We start from the raw sequence: 14,829 nt of genomic DNA on the forward strand, positions 1-14,829 counted from the left end.
GGCTTGTTTTCGTTCGGGCCGGAGATGTGCTGGCGCGGGCTTGGCGCACGGTATTCTTGTAAAAATATTTCATATGTGCTTCCGGGTTGTCATGCCGGGACTGGCTTACAATTCCGGGATGACCGAACCGACCGCCACCCCCGCTTTTGTCCACCTGCGCATCCACTCCGAGTTTTCGGTGGTGGATGGCATCGCGCGCATTCCCGATCTCGTCAAGCGAGCCGTCCAGTTCAAGCAGCCTGCAATGGCGCTGACGGACCTCGGCAACCTGTTCGGCTTCATCAAGTTCTACAAGCAGGCGCGCGGCAAGGGGATCAAGCCGATCGCGGGCAGCGATGTCTGGATCGCGAACGATGCGGATCCGGACAAGCCGTTCCGCGCCTTGCTGCTGGCCTGCAGCCACAAGGGCTATCTGGCGCTGTGCGAGCTGCTCAGCCAGGCATGGCTGGAAAACCAGACACGCGGCCGGGCGGAGCTGAGGCGCGAGTGGCTGTCGGATACCGAAGGGCTGATTCTGCTGTCGGGAGGGCGCGCGGGCGATATCGGCCACGCGCTGGAGGCCGGCCGAATGGACGAGGCGGTTGCGCTGGCGCAGGTATGGGGCCGGAAGTTTCCCGGCAGGTTCTATATCGAGCTGCAGCGGGCCGGCATGGACGGCGACGAGGCCTATGTGCAGGCTGCGCTGCGCGTGGCGGCCAAGGCCGGCCTGCCTGTCGTGGCCACGCATCCGGTCCAGTTCCTGGAGGCGTCTGATTTCCGCGCGCACGAAGTGCGCGTCTGCATCGCCGATGGCGAGCAACTGGGCAATGCGCGCCGGGTGCGCCGCTTCACCGAACAGCAATACCTGCTCAGTTCCGAGGAGATGGCCCGGCGTTTCGCCGACGTGCCCTCCGCCATCGCCAATACGGTGGAGATCGCCAAGCGCTGCAATCTGACGCTGACGCTGGGCAAGCCCTGCCTGCCGATATTTCCCACGCCCGACGGCGTGACGCTGGACGACTACCTGGTGCAACTGGCCCACGAAGGGCTGGCAACGCGCATGGCGCAGCTGTATCCCGACGAGCAGGAGCGCGAGAAGCAGTATCCGACCTACCGCGAAAGGCTGGAGTGGGAATGCAAGACCATCATCAATATGGGCTTCCCCGGATACTTCCTGATCGTGGCGGACTTCATCAACTGGGGCAAGGCCAACGGCGTCCCGGTGGGACCGGGCCGCGGCTCGGGCGCGGGCTCGCTGGTGGCCTATGCGCTGGGCATCACCGACCTCGATCCGCTGCGCTATGACTTGCTGTTCGAGCGCTTCCTGAACCCGGAGCGGGTGTCCATGCCCGACTTCGATATCGACTTCTGCCAGGACAACCGCGAACGCGTCATCGATTACGTCAAGCAAAAGTACGGCAAGGAGGCCGTCAGCCAGATCGCCACATTCGGTACGCTGGGCGCCAAGGCCGTGGTGCGGGACGTGGGGCGCGTGCTGGGGATGCCCTACAGCCTTTGCGACACGCTGTCGAAGATGATCCCGTTCAATCCGGCCGATCCCTGGTCGCTGGAGCGGACTCTGGAACACGAGCCCGCTTTCAAGGAGCGCTACGACCAGGACGAAGAAGTCAAGGCGCTGGTCGACCTCGCGCGCCCGCTCGAAGGGTTGACGCGCAATATCGGCATGCACGCCGGCGGGGTGCTGATCGCTCCCGGCAAGCTCACGGATTTCTGCCCGCTCTATCGGCAGTCGGGCGCGGATGCCGGCGTGGTGTCGCAGTACGACAAGGACGACGTCGAGGCCGCCGGCCTGGTCAAGTTCGACTTCCTGGGCCTGCGCAACCTGACCATCCTGGACTGGGCCGTGCGCTATGTGCGGCAGTACAACGAAAGCCGGCGCGACTTCGACATCATGTCGCTGTCCCTGGACGATCCCCAGGCCTATCGCATCCTGTGCGAAGGCAACACGACCGCCGTGTTCCAGCTGGAATCGCGCGGCATGAAGGAACTGCTCAAGGGCCTGCGTCCCAACACCTTCGAAGACATCATCGCCATGCTGGCGCTGTATCGCCCGGGCCCGCTGGAGTCGGGCATGGTGGTGGACTTTGTCAACCGCAAGCATGGCCGCGCCGAAGTCGATTATTTCCATCCCGATCTGGAGCCTGTGCTCAAGAGCACCTACGGCGTCATCGTCTATCAGGAACAGGTGATGCTGATCTCCCAGATCATCGGGGGATACAGTCTCGGCGGCGCCGACCTGCTGCGCCGCGCCATGGGCAAGAAGAAGCCCGAAGAAATGGCCAAGCACCGCGAGCTTTTTGAAAAGGGTGCGGTCGAGAAAGGCTACGATGGCGACCTGGCCGTCAGGCTGTTCGACCTGATGGAAAAATTCGCAGGCTACGGCTTCAACAAGAGTCACTCGGCCGCCTACGCGCTGATCGCCTACCAGACGGCCTGGCTCAAGGCGCATCATCCGGCGGAATTCCTGGCAGCGACCCTGTTGTCGGATATGGACGATACCGACAAGGTGCAGACGTTCTGGAAGGATGCGCTGGCCAATGGCGTCGAGGTGCTGCCGCCCGATGTCAATGCGTCGGCCTATCGTTTCGAGCCCGTGATGGATGCCCATACGGCGCAGGGCAAGCCGCCGCGCACCATGCGCTACGGCCTGGGCGCGGTCAAGGGAACCGGCCAGGGCGCGGTCGAGGAAATCCTGAAGGCGCGCGAAGAGGGCGGTCCCTTCACCAGCCTGTTCGATTTCTGCCGCCGTGTGGACAAGCATTCGGTCAACCGCCGCACGATCGAGGCGCTGATCCGCGCCGGCGCCTTCGATACCATCGAACCCAACCGCGCCGCGCTGCTGGCGACGGTGGGCAGCGCAATGGAAGCTGCGGAGCAGGCGGCGCGCAGCGCCAACCAGGTCTCCCTGTTCGCCGACGATGCCGACGCCATCGTCGAGGGCGAGCTGGCCAAGGTGGCGCCTTGGGACCTGCGTGTGCGCCTCATGGAGGAAAAGGCGGCCCTGGGCTTTTACTTCAGCGGCCACCTGTTCGATGCCTGGCGCGACGAAGTGCGCCGCTTCGCTCCGACGCCTCTGGCCAGGCTGACGCCTTCGCGCGGCCAGCAATGGTTCGCGGGTGTGCTGGCGGCTGTGCGACCCCGCATGACGCGGCGTGGGAAAATGCTGTACGCCTTGCTGGACGACGGCTCGGCGCAGGTGGAAGTCGCCGTGTTCAACGAGCTGTACGAACAGCATCGCCACCGCCTGAGGGAGGACGCGCTGGTCATCATGCAGGGCAAGGTCAGCAACGACGATTATTCCGGCGGCCTGCGCATTTCGGCGGACGCGGTATTCGATCTGCAGCTCGCCCGCGAGGCGCGGGCCAGGGCGTTGCGCGTGACGCTCAACGGCAAGGCGGATGACGCCAGGCTGAGGCAGTTGCTGAATCCGTTCAGGGCGGAGCCGGAGAACGGCATCCCCGGCGTTCCGGTCGAGGTCCGGCTGGAGCGCGGCAGTTTCGAATGCGCGCTGCGCCTGGGCGAAGACTGGCGCGTGCGCATGGCCGACGACATGCTGGAGCAGCTGGAAGCCTGGGCCGGGCCGGAGTCGATCGAGGTGCTTTACACATGAGCATGAACGCCCCATTGCGCATCCTGCAGACGGAAGCCGCGACGGATTTCGGCGGGCAGGAGCAATACATCCATCGGATGATGCATATCCTGCGCGACCGGGGGCACATGGTCGAAGCCGTATGCCAGCCGCACGCCGTGCTGGCGGAAAAGCTGCGGCAGGCGGGCTTTGGCGTGCACGTCATGCCGACGGACGGACCCCTGAACTATCTGTCTTGCGTCTCGCGCATTCGCAAGATACTGCGCGCGGGCAAGTTCGACGTGGTGAACAGCCACAGTCGCAGGGACACGATGATCGCGGCCATGGCCGGCCGCCTGGCGGGCACGCCGGTCATCGTGCGCACGCGCCACCTCGCCAAACCGCCCAAATCATTGCTGAGCTACAACGTCCTGCCCAAGCGCGTCATCACGCCCAGCGAAGCCGTGCGCAAGATGCTGCTCGATCGCGGCGTGCCTGCCGGACATGTGGCGGTTGTCTATCCTGTCGTGGATGCGCCGGAACTCGTGGCCGAATCTTCGCTGCGCCCGGAGCTTGGTCTTGGCGATGACGCCGTCGTAGTCGGCTGCGTCGGGGCGATGCGTCCGAAAAAGGGGCAGCGCTTCCTGCTGCAGGCCATGCAGCCTTTGTTCGGCAAGCATCCTCTGCTGCACCTGGTGTTCGTGGGCGGCGGATCTCCCATTTTCGAACAATTGCAGGACGAGGTGACACGGCTGCGGTTGCAGCACCGGGTCCATTTGCTGGGTACCCGCCCCGATGTGCCGAACTTGCTTGCGGGTTTCGATATCTTTGCGCTGGCGACCGAGCAGGAAGCATCGGGTACGGTATTCGTCGAAGCGTCGGCGGCAGCGCTGCCCGTTGTCGGGAACGCCGTTGACGGCGTTCCCGAGATGTTCACGGATACGGTCAGCGGATTCCTGGTGCCTCCGGGGGATATGGGCGCGCTGACGCGCGCGCTGGATACGCTGGTCAGCGATCCTGCGCTGCGCAGGAAAATGGGCGATGAGGGCAGGCGTCTTTATCTCGAAGAGCAGCGGTTCACGCCGGCGGGCATGGGCATGCGCGTGGAACAGGCTTACCGGAAATGGCTCGAGGAGCTGCGCCGATGACACAGGGAAAAAACACAACAGTGCCGGTGCTGATGTATCACCATGTCTCTCCGTCGCCGGGGATGATCACAAGCTCGCCCGCCAATTTCGAGGACAACCTGCGCTGGCTGAAGAGGCATGGTTACAGGTCCTTGTCATCGGATGAATTCGCCGCCCACCTGAACGGTCAGGCCGCGCCCGGGAAATCCGTGCTCATCACCTTCGACGACGGATACCTGGACAACTGGGTCTATGCCTATCCCTTGCTGAAAAAGTATGGATTCTCCGCGATGCTGTTCGTGGTGACTTCGTGGATAGGCGACGGCGAGGCGCGTCCGCACGAGGGACAGGGCCAGCCCTTGCCGCCGACGCCGGACCACCATGAATGCGAACGGATCATTGCGGCGGGCAGGGCGGACGAGGTCATGCTGCGCTGGAGCGAAATAGAACGCATGCGAGGCGATGGGGTATTCGAGATACACAGCCATACGCACACGCATACCCGCTGGGATCTGAAGGAGCCAGGCGGAAAGAATGCGCGCATGCGCCAGGAATTGCGGGATTCGCGCGACACTCTGTCGGAACGCCTTGGCGGCGTGTCGGAGCATTTTTGCTGGCCCCAGGGATATTACGACGATGATTATGTAGAAATCGCAAGGCAGAGCGGTTTTCGCTATCTGTATACTACGCACGCCTTCGGCCGCAACCTTCCCGGCAGCGATGCCGGGCGCATTTATCGCTTTGCCGTGCGCAACAAGCCGGGAAACACGATCGGGCGACGGATCCGCATTGCCGCCCATCCCGTCATCGGCCCCGTGTACAACCGCTGGAAGCTATGGAAGCGCTCCTTGCGAAAGAAAGCTTGACGCAAGGCGCTACGCAGCGGACAGATCTATATTATTAGTACACTAGATTCAACGGCCTCGGGCCTGGAAAACCAGCATACATGCCAATCCATTTCTTGCGTGATCCAGTGTGGGCGCAGCGCTATACCTCTGCCGCCGTCTTCCTGTTCTTTGCGATATCCCTGGTCGTGCGCTCTGGCTACTCGCTGGGCGCGGCCTTGCTGTTCCTGGGAGGGCTGGCCATGCTGTGCCGTCCCAGGGAGTGGCCGATACTGCTGCGCCATGACAAGGCGCTGCTGGCGTTGTTCCTGGCCTTTTTCCTGGTCTGGGTGGCCGGGATCCTGCTCGACGAGCCCACGCTCAGCAAGTTCGACAAGCCGATACGCATTCTGTGCGCGGCCGCGGCATTGCTGTGGCTGTTGAAGCATCCGCCGCGCAGGGAATATCTTTGGGGGGGAATCGCCGCCGGCGCCATCCTGGTCGGCGCATGGGCCGGATGGCAGAAGCTGGAGCTGCATGTCGACAGGGCGCAGGGCTATACGCATATGATCCAGTTCGGCAACATCTCCATGCTGCTGGGCATGCTGAGCCTGGCGGGCCTGGGGTGGGCCTGGGTGCTGAAGCGTTCGCTGCCCTGGAGCATCCTGATGCTGCTGGCGTTTTTCTGCGGCCTGGGAGGCTCGCTGTTCTCCGGATCCAGAGGAGGGTGGATCGGCATCCCGTTCGTCCTGATGGTGATCGTCCACGCGTACAAGGATCACTTTCCCCGCAAGGCCATCATGGCATTCGTCCTGGCAACGGCGGCCGGAATCGCCTTGCTGTACTACTGGCCGGCGACGGGTGTGCAATCGCGGGTGCAGGAGGCGGTTTCCGATGTCACCCGCTATGTGGAAAACGACGTCGCAACGACTTCGGTGGGGGCCAGGCTGGAAATGTGGCGCTTCGGCTGGCTGGCCTTTCAGGAAAGTCCGCTGCTCGGCCTGGGAGACAAGGGGCTGGCGGAAGCCAGGCAGCGCATGATCGCCGAGGGCCGGGTGCAGCCCGTCGTCGGGAAATTCAATCATCTGCACAGCGAGTATGTGGATGTCGCCGCCAAGCGGGGGCTGCTCGGGCTGTGCGCGCTGTTGCTGCTGTATCTGATTCCTTTGCGCATCGGCACTCGCCTGGTCCGGAGCCCGGATGCCGAAGCCAAGCCCTATGCGGTCGCCGTGTCCATCCTCTGCGTGTCGTACATGGATTATGGCCTGTCGCAGACCTTTCTCAGCCACAATAGCGGCGTGATGGTTTTCTTCTTCTCCATGGTGATATTCTGGTCGCTGCTGCCTCGAAGCGGGCGGGCGGACGTTGAAACTGCACAGGGGAAATAGGCGCATGGGCACCATGATCCCGATACTCATGTATCACCAGGTCGGCGTGCCTGCGCCGAAAGGAACGCCATTTCGCGGCCTGACGGTCGCGGTCAAGGATTTCCAGCGGCAGATGACCTGGCTCTCCAGGCTTGGCTACAAAGGCGTCTCCATGGCCGACCTGATGCCGTACCTTTCCGGCGAAAAGCGCGGCAAGGTCGTCGGCATCACCTTCGACGACGGCTATTGCAATGTGCTGGAACATGCCGCGCCCATCCTGAACAGGCTGGGTTTCACCTCGACCAATTATTTCGTCGCGGACCAGCTGGGAGGCAGCAATGTCTGGGATCATGGGATCGGCGTGCCGCCGTCGCCGTTGATGACGGCAGACCAGATCCGCAAGTGGGCCGCGGCAGGGCAGGAGGTAGGCTCCCATACGCTGGATCACCCCCACCTGCCTTTGCTGGGCGACGAACAGGCGCTGCACCAGATGCGCCAGTCCAAGGCGGTGCTGGAATCCATCGTGGACCGCGAGGTAAGCGCATTCTGCTATCCATACGGGGACGAATCCATGCGCTTGCGGCAGTTGGCGCGGGAGGCGGGTTATGCGAATGCCACGACGACGGCCAGAGGCCTGGCGAAACCCACGGACGATGTCTTCGGACTGCCGCGCGTGACCGTCGCGCGTTCCACTCATATCGTGCGTTTCCTGCAGAAATGCCTGACACGGCTCGAGGAGCGCAAGGGGGGCAGGGGATAATGGGCATTTCCGGCTCCGAGGTACCTCGGAAGGCCAGGCGCAGCCTGGCCTTGGTACTGGATCGTTTCGGAAACCGCTATGGCGGCGCGGAGGCCTATGGTGTCGAACTCGCGCGCGAACTGGCCGACCAGTACGACGTAACGATATTCGCCAGGGACTACGACCCCGAGTGCGGCTTGCAGCTGCCCTGGGTCCGGCTGTCTGCGCCGTCCTGGTTTCCGGGGTGGCTGCGGGTGCTGTGGTTCGCCGTGCGAGCCAGATACCGCACGAAAGGCAGGTTCGATATCGTGCATTCCCACATGAATGGCTGGTGCGGCGATGTCGAGGTGATCCATGTGACGCCGGTCCGCTACAACTGGCGTGTGCGCAGCCTGCCCCCGATGAAGCGGCTCATGTCCAGGGTCAGCCTGCGCGTGCAGACCTATCTGGGCCTGGAGGAATTGCGGGTGCGCAAGCGCAACGCGCATCGTGTGGTTGCGGTATCCGGCGTGATCGCCGGGCAGATGGGCCAGGCCTACCCGCACCAGCGGAACTGCCCTGTCATCATGCCTGGAGTGGCGCTGCCTCCGATTCCGGACGCTTCGGTCCGGAATGCAGTACGCGAACGCCTTGGCATGCAGCCGGAACAGACACTTTGCCTCATGGTGGCGCTGGACCCCATGCGCAAGGGGCTGCCCGCTGTCCTGAATGCCATGGAGCGGCTGCCGGAGCCGGTACGGCTGGTGGTGGTCGGATGCTCCGATGCAATGCGCAGGCAGATCCGGGCCTTGCCGGCGTTTGCGGGATTGGCCGGCAGGATCCTGCTGCAAGCGCCGACATCCGATGTCAGCGGCTACTATGCGGCGGCCGATATCTGCCTGCATCCGACCAAAAACGACAGCTTCGGCATGGTGCCGCTGGAAGCCATGTCATACGGCGTGCCGGTAGTCCTGAGTCCCGCGCCCTGGTGCGGTTTTGCCGAGTATGTCGCGCATGGGCGGAATGCCTTGCTGATGCCTCATCCGGAGGACAGCGAGGCGCTGGCTGGCTGCGTGGAGCGATTGATGCGGGATTCCGGCCTGCGCGAACGCCTGGCGAAGGAAGGACGGGCTCTGGCGGCCAGCCATGGGTGGCCGCAGGTCGCGCAGGCCTATGAGGCGTTGTATGGACAGATTCTTGCGGAACGGGGCGGCGCTTCCTGAGGCTTCGGGAACCTGCCGCGGACACCGGGGTTCCGGTCAGGCCGTCCAGCCGCGCATCCAGTACACCAGCAAGCCGGCATATTCCTTGATGATGGAGCGGCTGGCGTTCAGCGCGCGCAGATCGGGCATCCAGATCGAGTAGTCCGGACGCCGGGGGCGCACGATCTGCGGGTGCACCGGAGCCGGAGTGGCATTGACGCCCAGGCGGCGGAATACGGCCATGGCGCGCGGCATGTGCAGGGCGGACGTCACCAGCAGTACGTGCGACAGCTCGTGTTCCCTCAGCAGTTGCACGGTATAGAAGCCGTTTTCCCTGGTGGTGTCGCTGCTGTCTTCCAGCAGGATCGCCTGTTCCGGAACCTGGTGCTGGCGCAGGGCGGAGGACATGATTCTGGCTTCGCTGACATTGCCTTCCAGCGCGGCGCCGGACACGATGACCACTGGCGCCTTGTCGGCATGGTAAAGGGCGGCTGCGGCATCGACGCGCGAGCGCGCGGTCAGGCTGTCGTATGGCTCGAACCAGTTATCGCGGTTGTTGGCGGTGTTGCCGCCCAGCACGACGATGGCCTGCGCCGGGGGAAGCTGCTCCGGAGACCGATAGGGATACCGCTGCTCCAGGCCGCCTCCGATCCAGAGCGATGCTGCCGGGAGGCTCCAGAACACAGACCAGGCGATCCCGAGGATGGCCGTCGTCAGCGCCGTTTTGCGCTGGCGCAGCAAGAATAGCGCGACGGCCATGACGAGCAGGGCGATGCTCAGGTTCAGCGGAACGACCAACTGGGCAAGAAAGCTGGATACGGCATGCATGCAGGGTTCAATGTCCTTCAGTGGTTCGAACGGGTTCCAGCAGGCCTGCGGCCGCCTTGCACACTTCGTCCACCGAGGGCCAGTGGTTCTCAGCGCCGAGGCAGCTTGCATGGGGCGACCATGGGCCGGTACGGCCCGGGCTGGTAACGCCGAACAGTGTCAGTTGCTTTGCTTCTGCGGCAGCCGCCAGGTGCGATACGCCAGAGTCGTTGCATATCACCAGGGCGGCAAGCCGGGTCAGTGTAGCAAATGCGCCCAGGTCCAGCGGAGGCAGCAATTGCGCCGAAGGCGCGTTTTCCCTGGCTATGCCGGTTTCTCCCGGCGGAGGGGACATGACCACGGCGTGTCCTTCGGACACGAGCCTGCGGGTCAGGGCTTCGAAACCCGACCAGACCTTGACCCGGCCGCGATGCAGCCCCGTGGCCGTCGGGGCGATCAGCACGAAGCGATTCTCGGCCAGGCCGGCTTGCGCCAGGGCATGGCGCGCCGTGGCTGCCTGCGCTTCGGTCAGGCGCAGGCCCAGGCTGGCCGGCGGCTCTTCGGCTGGCAGGCGCAGATTCCATTGCGCGATTGCCTGGCGCGTCAGTGCGTACCAGGATTCCACGGCGTGCCGGGGCCGCTCGGGTTTGCGGATGGGCCAGCGCAGCAGCAGGCTGCGGCCGTCGTCGCGGTGGCCCGCGCATGGCAGGCCCGCCATGCGAAAGCTCAGGGCGCTGGACAGGGAGTCCGGCAGCAGCAGCCCGGCGGGGTTGGGCCAGGCCTGCGTCTTGCGATGTGCGCGTACGGCGGACAGGTTCTGCTTCCAGTTCTTGTCCATGTCCACGAAGTCCGCCAGGGGATAGCCTTGCAGCAGCGTACGCGCCCACGGCCGTGCGCAGACGACGACGGGAACACCCGTGTCCAGCAGCGCATCCAGGCAGGGCAGGCTCATGCAGACGTCTCCTATCCAGTTTGGCAATCGGACGTAGATGGCGGAAATGGCAGGCATAAATGATGGAAGGCGTGTGGAAATGTAAGAAGCGGCGCCGGCGCAGGCCGGCCTTCGCGCTTTGATTGACGACCGATGCTCCCTTGGTCCGGCTCGGGAGGCTAAAATGCACCGTCCGTAAGTATATATAAGCGAGCAAAGTCTTGAATTCTGCCACAAGGCAAGAGCCATCGTCCGAACCTGTCAGCGCCGAGATGTGGAAACGCATCTACAGCCGCGTCGGCGTCTACTGGAAGGCCATCGTCCTGGCCATGCTGCTGGTGAGCGTGGCCGCAGCCACGCAGCCCACGCTTGCCATCATCATGAAGCCCTTGCTGGATGACGGTTTTTCCGGAGCGAAGCCGGACTATATCTGGCAGATTCCGCTGGCGGTCATCGGTCTGATCACTCTGCGCGGCGTCAGCAATTTCTTCAGTTCATACCTGCTGGCCTGGGTGGCGAACAATACGCTGCTAGGCATACGCAAGGAAATGTTCGAGCGCCTGCTGGGGCTCCCCGACGAGGAGTTCAAGCGGGGGGACACCGGGCGCCTGCTGAATCGCTTCACGATCGATGCCACTACCGTCACCGACATGGCGACTGAAGTCGTCAGCGTGCTGGTGCGCGAAACGCTGGTCGTGGTGGCGCTGCTCGCGGTGCTGCTCTACATGTCCTGGCAGCTCACGCTGATCGTCCTGGTGATGCTGCCCCTGTCCACGCTGATCGCCCGTTATTTCATCCGGCGGCTGCGCAAGATCAACCGCGATACCATCACGATGAATGCCGAGCTGACGCGCGTGGTCAAGGAAGGCATCAACGGTCAGCGCGTGGTCAAGCTGTTCGACGGTTACGAGCGTGAGTCCGAGCGATTCCGGCATGTGAATGGCAGGCTGCGAAGGTTCGCCATGCGGGCGGCCACGGCCGATGCCGCCATGACCCCCTTGACGCAGGTGGCGGTCGCCTGCTCGGTCGCCGCGGTGATCGCCGTGGCGCTCTACCAGGCAAACGAAGCCGTGCTCACAGTCGGCGGCTTTGCCGCATTCATGGCCGCTCTGGCGCAGATTTTCGATCCGATCAAGCGGCTGACGAATATTTCGGGAAGAATGCAGCGCATGCTGGTGGCCGCGGAAAGCGTGTTCGCGCTGATCGACCAGGAGCCGGAGCAGGATACGGGCAAGCGGCAGTTCGAGGCGCCGTCCAAGGGGCGCGTGGAGTTTTCGGGAGTCACCCATCGTTTCCCGGGCGCCCAGTCCGATACGCTGCACGATATCAATCTTTGCGTCGAACCGGGCCAGACCGTGGCGTTGGTGGGGCGTTCCGGCAGCGGCAAGACCACGCTGGTCAATATCCTGCCGCGCTTCATCGAGCCGGACAGCGGCGTCGTCGAGGTGGACGGCCTGGATATCCACGATATTTCGCTGCGCTCGCTGCGCTCGCAATTGTCGCTGGTCAGCCAGGACGTGGTCCTGTTCGAGGGCACGATACGCGAGAACGTGGCCTACGGCGCGCTGGGCGATGTCAGCGAGCAGCAGATATTCGATGCGCTGGAAGCGGCCGATTTGCGGGGATTCGTCGATTCGCTGCCCGGCGGATTGGATACGCCGGTGGGCGAGAATGCGGGCAATCTGTCCGGCGGGCAGCGCCAGCGCCTCGCCATTGCGCGGGCGCTCATCAAGAACGCGCCTATTCTCATACTGGACGAAGCGACTTCCGCGCTGGACAATGAGTCGGAGCGCCAGGTGCAGGCTTCGCTGGAGCGACTGATGAAGGGCCGCACGACGCTGGTGATTGCCCACCGCCTGTCCACGGTGCAGAATGCTGATCGTATCGTGGTGCTGGACCAGGGCCGCATCATCGAGCAGGGCAGGCACGAAGAATTGCTGGCCCAGGGCGGCACCTATGCCTCGCTGTACCATCTGCAGTTCCGCCGGGACGACGCGGGGGCATGACGGCAGGCGGCATGCCTTGCCTTGGGGAGGGATGCCGCGATGCGGACCGGCATGCCAAAGATGCCGTACGTTTTTTATAGAGGATGATGCATCATGAGACTACCTTTGATCCTGACTGTGGCGGCGCTGCTTGCGTCCTGCGCTACGCCGTTCGCCGATCAGCCATGGGTGAAGCTCTACGACGAGCAGTACCTGCGCAGCGAACAGAAGTGGCCCATGACGCTGCCGCAGGTGCAGCAGGCCCTGTTCGCCCACGAAGCGAAATGCGGCAGCGCGCCCCAGTTCTCGATCGATCCGGAGCAGCCCAATATCGCCCATGTCTGGTATGCGCCGGAGTCTTCGCCGGGCCTGTCGAATACCGTCCTGCTTGAAATAGCAAGGCTGCAGAGTGAGAGCCTCAGGGTACAGGCTTACGCCCACCTTGGCGTGCAGGAGTCCGAGATCCAGCGCGTCAAGAACATGATTCTGTCGCCCGAGGTTTGCGAGTAAAACAGGCGCCGGGGCCGAAGCGCGAAGCTGCTCCGGCCCCGGCGCTTCGGTTCGTGATCAGAGCAGGACGATGTCGTACTGTTCCTGCATGTAATGCTTCTCGACTTCCAGCGAGATGCGCTTGCCGATAAAGTCGCCCAGCATGGCCAGGTGAGCGCTTTCTTCTTCCAGGAACAGATCTACGATGGGCTGCGAGGCCAGGATCCGGAACTCCTTGGGATTGAACTGCCTGGCTTCCCGCAGTATTTCCCGCAGGATCTCGTAGCAGAGCGTGCGCGCCGTCTTGACGTTGCCGCGCGACTGGCATGTCGGGCAGGGTTCGCACAGTTGGTGCGCCAGCGAGTCGCGCGTACGCTTGCGCGTCATCTCTACCAGTCCCAACTGGCTGAAGCCGCTGATGGTGGTGCGGGTTCTGTCCTTGCTCAGCGCCTTGGTCAGCTCGGCCAGCACCGCCTGGCGATGCTCTTCGTTGTCCATGTCGATGAAGTCCAGCACGATGATGCCGCCCAGGTTGCGCAGTCTCAACTGGCGGGCGATGGCGATCGCGGCTTCGAGGTTCGTCTTGAAGATGGTGTCGTCGAAATTGCGGCCGCCGACGAAGCCGCCCGTATTCACGTCGACCGTCGTCAGTGCTTCCGTCTGGTCGATGATCAGGTAGCCGCCCGATTTCAGGTCCACGCGCCGGGACAGGGCGCGCGCTATTTCATCGTCCACCTGCGCAGTGTCGAAGAGGGGGCGCTCGCCGCTGTAGTGCCGGATGCGGTCCAGCAGGGCGGGGGTATAGGTGGCGGCCCATTTCTCCATGTCGGAGACGGTGATGCGCGAGTCGACCACGATGCTGTTGGTGCCCGGATGCGCCATGTCGCGCAATACGCGCTGCGGCAGGGTGAGGTCGGAGTACAGCAGCGACGGCGCGGGCTGTGTCTTCAGGCGCGCCTGTATCTGTGTCCAGAGCGTGCGCAGATATGTCTGATCGGCTTGCAGGTCTTCGTCGGATGCGCCTTCGGCCTGGGTGCGCACGATGAAGCCGCCGTTTTCGCCCTCGGTCATCAGGGCCTGGACGCGCTGCTTCAGCGAAAGGCGTTCGTCTTCGGAGTCGATTTTCTGGGATACGCCGATATGCGGGTCGTAAGGGAGGTAGACGAGCATGCGGCCGGCGATGCTGATCTGTGTGGAGAGGCGCGCGCCTTTCGTGCCAAGCGGATCCTTGATGACCTGGACCATGAGCGGCTGGCCTTCGAAGATCAGTTTTTCGATGGGCGTGGTGGGGCTGCCGGATGTGCGCTCGCTGCGGTTCTGGCGTAGATCGGCGACGTGGATGAAGGCGGCCCGTTCAAGGCCGATGTCGATGAAGGCGCTTTGCATGCCGGGCAGGACGCGGACGACTTTTCCCTGGTAGATGTTTCCGACGTAGCCCTTCTGTATGCTGCGCTCGACGTGCAGTTCCTGTACGACGCCTTGCGCGACGATGGCTACCCGTGTTTCGAAGGGCGTGACATTGATGAGTATGTCTTCGGTCATTGAATGCGTGTCCGGTGATGCTGAGAGTAATGATTCAGAGGATAGCAGGAAAGGGGGGGCGGACGGTCAGGAAATATATGAGCTGGAGTGTTCTTGTCAGGTCCCTGAGAATGTCCTTATGTTCGGGTGCTTCTGCTTTTTTACCCGCCGGGAGGGAGGCGATGGGCTCCCGGGCTAGCCCGGAAATTTCACCAAAAGGAATCGGCGCATACCTTTAAGCCCGCATAAAATCGAGGTGCGAAACAAGATTTTGGGAAGGTAGCGCCGAT

General features: G+C 63.4%; 11 protein-coding genes. 8 read left to right on the forward strand and 3 right to left on the reverse strand.

Annotated features, from left to right (window positions below):
• Positions 1 to 118 precede the first annotated feature (118 nt).
• From dnaE to EV686_RS10870, 6 genes are all read left to right on the forward strand, one after another.
• Positions 119 to 3,610: a DNA polymerase III subunit alpha gene (gene dnaE, locus EV686_RS10845; RefSeq protein WP_132476877.1), complete on the forward strand. Its 3,492-nt coding sequence runs from the start codon at positions 119 to 121 to the stop codon at positions 3,608 to 3,610.
• Complete coding sequence (locus tag EV686_RS10850; protein WP_243650848.1) at positions 3,607 to 4,716, forward strand: glycosyltransferase family 4 protein; 1,110 nt, start codon at positions 3,607 to 3,609, stop codon at positions 4,714 to 4,716. The genes dnaE and EV686_RS10850 overlap by 4 nt, the downstream gene beginning before the upstream one ends.
• On the forward strand, positions 4,713 to 5,561 hold the full coding sequence (locus tag EV686_RS10855) for a polysaccharide deacetylase family protein (RefSeq protein ID WP_243650849.1): 849 nt from the start codon (positions 4,713 to 4,715) through the stop codon (positions 5,559 to 5,561). Before EV686_RS10850 ends, EV686_RS10855 begins: the two co-directional genes overlap by 4 nt.
• Before the next feature lie 80 nt (positions 5,562 to 5,641).
• Positions 5,642 to 6,907 (forward strand): O-antigen ligase family protein, encoded by a 1,266-nt coding sequence (locus EV686_RS10860; RefSeq protein WP_132476879.1) that lies wholly within the window; start codon positions 5,642 to 5,644, stop codon positions 6,905 to 6,907.
• 28 nt (positions 6,908 to 6,935) lie between these two features.
• Positions 6,936 to 7,646, forward strand: coding sequence for a polysaccharide deacetylase family protein (locus EV686_RS10865; protein ID WP_132476968.1), 711 nt, complete (start codon positions 6,936 to 6,938; stop codon positions 7,644 to 7,646).
• Positions 7,646 to 8,827 carry a glycosyltransferase family 4 protein gene (locus EV686_RS10870; RefSeq protein WP_132476881.1) on the forward strand — a complete coding sequence of 394 codons (1,182 nt, stop codon included), beginning with the start codon at positions 7,646 to 7,648 and terminating at the stop codon, positions 8,825 to 8,827. Before EV686_RS10865 ends, EV686_RS10870 begins: the two co-directional genes overlap by 1 nt.
• Positions 8,828 to 8,863: 36 nt before the next feature.
• Here EV686_RS10870 and EV686_RS10875 read toward each other — a convergent pair whose 3' ends face one another.
• Positions 8,864 to 9,634: a YdcF family protein gene (locus EV686_RS10875; protein ID WP_132476884.1), complete on the reverse strand. Its 771-nt coding sequence runs from the start codon at positions 9,632 to 9,634 to the stop codon at positions 8,864 to 8,866.
• A gap of 7 nt (positions 9,635 to 9,641) precedes the next feature.
• On the reverse strand, positions 9,642 to 10,622 hold the full coding sequence (locus tag EV686_RS10880; RefSeq protein ID WP_132476886.1) for a glycosyltransferase family 9 protein: 981 nt from the start codon (positions 10,620 to 10,622) through the stop codon (positions 9,642 to 9,644).
• A gap of 143 nt (positions 10,623 to 10,765) precedes the next feature.
• Between EV686_RS10880 and msbA the strand changes: the two genes are divergently transcribed.
• Both msbA and EV686_RS10890 read left to right on the forward strand, forming a co-directional pair.
• Positions 10,766 to 12,550: a lipid A export permease/ATP-binding protein MsbA gene (msbA, locus tag EV686_RS10885; protein ID WP_243650850.1), complete on the forward strand. Its 1,785-nt coding sequence runs from the start codon at positions 10,766 to 10,768 to the stop codon at positions 12,548 to 12,550.
• A gap of 93 nt (positions 12,551 to 12,643) precedes the next feature.
• A complete protein-coding gene (locus EV686_RS10890) occupies positions 12,644 to 13,039 on the forward strand; it encodes a hypothetical protein (protein WP_132476888.1) in 396 nt (131 codons plus the stop codon).
• Between the two features lie 57 nt (positions 13,040 to 13,096).
• Here the strand turns inward: EV686_RS10890 and rng are convergent, their stop codons facing one another.
• Positions 13,097 to 14,560, reverse strand: a complete 1,464-nt coding sequence (gene rng / locus EV686_RS10895) for a ribonuclease G (RefSeq protein ID WP_132476890.1) — start codon at positions 14,558 to 14,560, stop codon at positions 13,097 to 13,099.
• Positions 14,561 to 14,829 lie beyond the last annotated feature (269 nt).

The organism is Paracandidimonas soli, from assembly GCF_004342005.1.
GTDB classification, from domain to species: domain Bacteria; phylum Pseudomonadota; class Gammaproteobacteria; order Burkholderiales; family Burkholderiaceae_B; genus Paracandidimonas; species Paracandidimonas soli.

Excerpts from the sequence above, each read along its gene's own strand:
- EV686_RS10890 (WP_132476888.1), top strand. The coding sequence starts at position 12,644 with ATGAGACTACCTTTGATCCTGACTGTGGCGGCGCTGCTTGCGTCCTGC.
- EV686_RS10880 (WP_132476886.1), bottom strand. The coding sequence starts at position 10,622 with ATGCCTGCCATTTCCGCCATCTACGTCCGATTGCCAAACTGGATAGGA.
- EV686_RS10865 (WP_132476968.1), top strand. The coding sequence starts at position 6,936 with ATGTATCACCAGGTCGGCGTGCCTGCGCCGAAAGGAACGCCATTTCGC.
- EV686_RS10870 (WP_132476881.1), top strand. The coding sequence starts at position 7,646 with ATGGGCATTTCCGGCTCCGAGGTACCTCGGAAGGCCAGGCGCAGCCTG.
- rng (WP_132476890.1), bottom strand. The coding sequence starts at position 14,560 with ATGACCGAAGACATACTCATCAATGTCACGCCCTTCGAAACACGGGTA.
- EV686_RS10855 (WP_243650849.1), top strand. The coding sequence starts at position 4,713 with ATGACACAGGGAAAAAACACAACAGTGCCGGTGCTGATGTATCACCAT.
- EV686_RS10860 (WP_132476879.1), top strand. The coding sequence starts at position 5,642 with ATGCCAATCCATTTCTTGCGTGATCCAGTGTGGGCGCAGCGCTATACC.
- EV686_RS10850 (WP_243650848.1), top strand. The coding sequence starts at position 3,607 with ATGAGCATGAACGCCCCATTGCGCATCCTGCAGACGGAAGCCGCGACG.
- EV686_RS10875 (WP_132476884.1), bottom strand. The coding sequence starts at position 9,634 with ATGCATGCCGTATCCAGCTTTCTTGCCCAGTTGGTCGTTCCGCTGAAC.
- dnaE (WP_132476877.1), top strand. The coding sequence starts at position 119 with ATGACCGAACCGACCGCCACCCCCGCTTTTGTCCACCTGCGCATCCAC.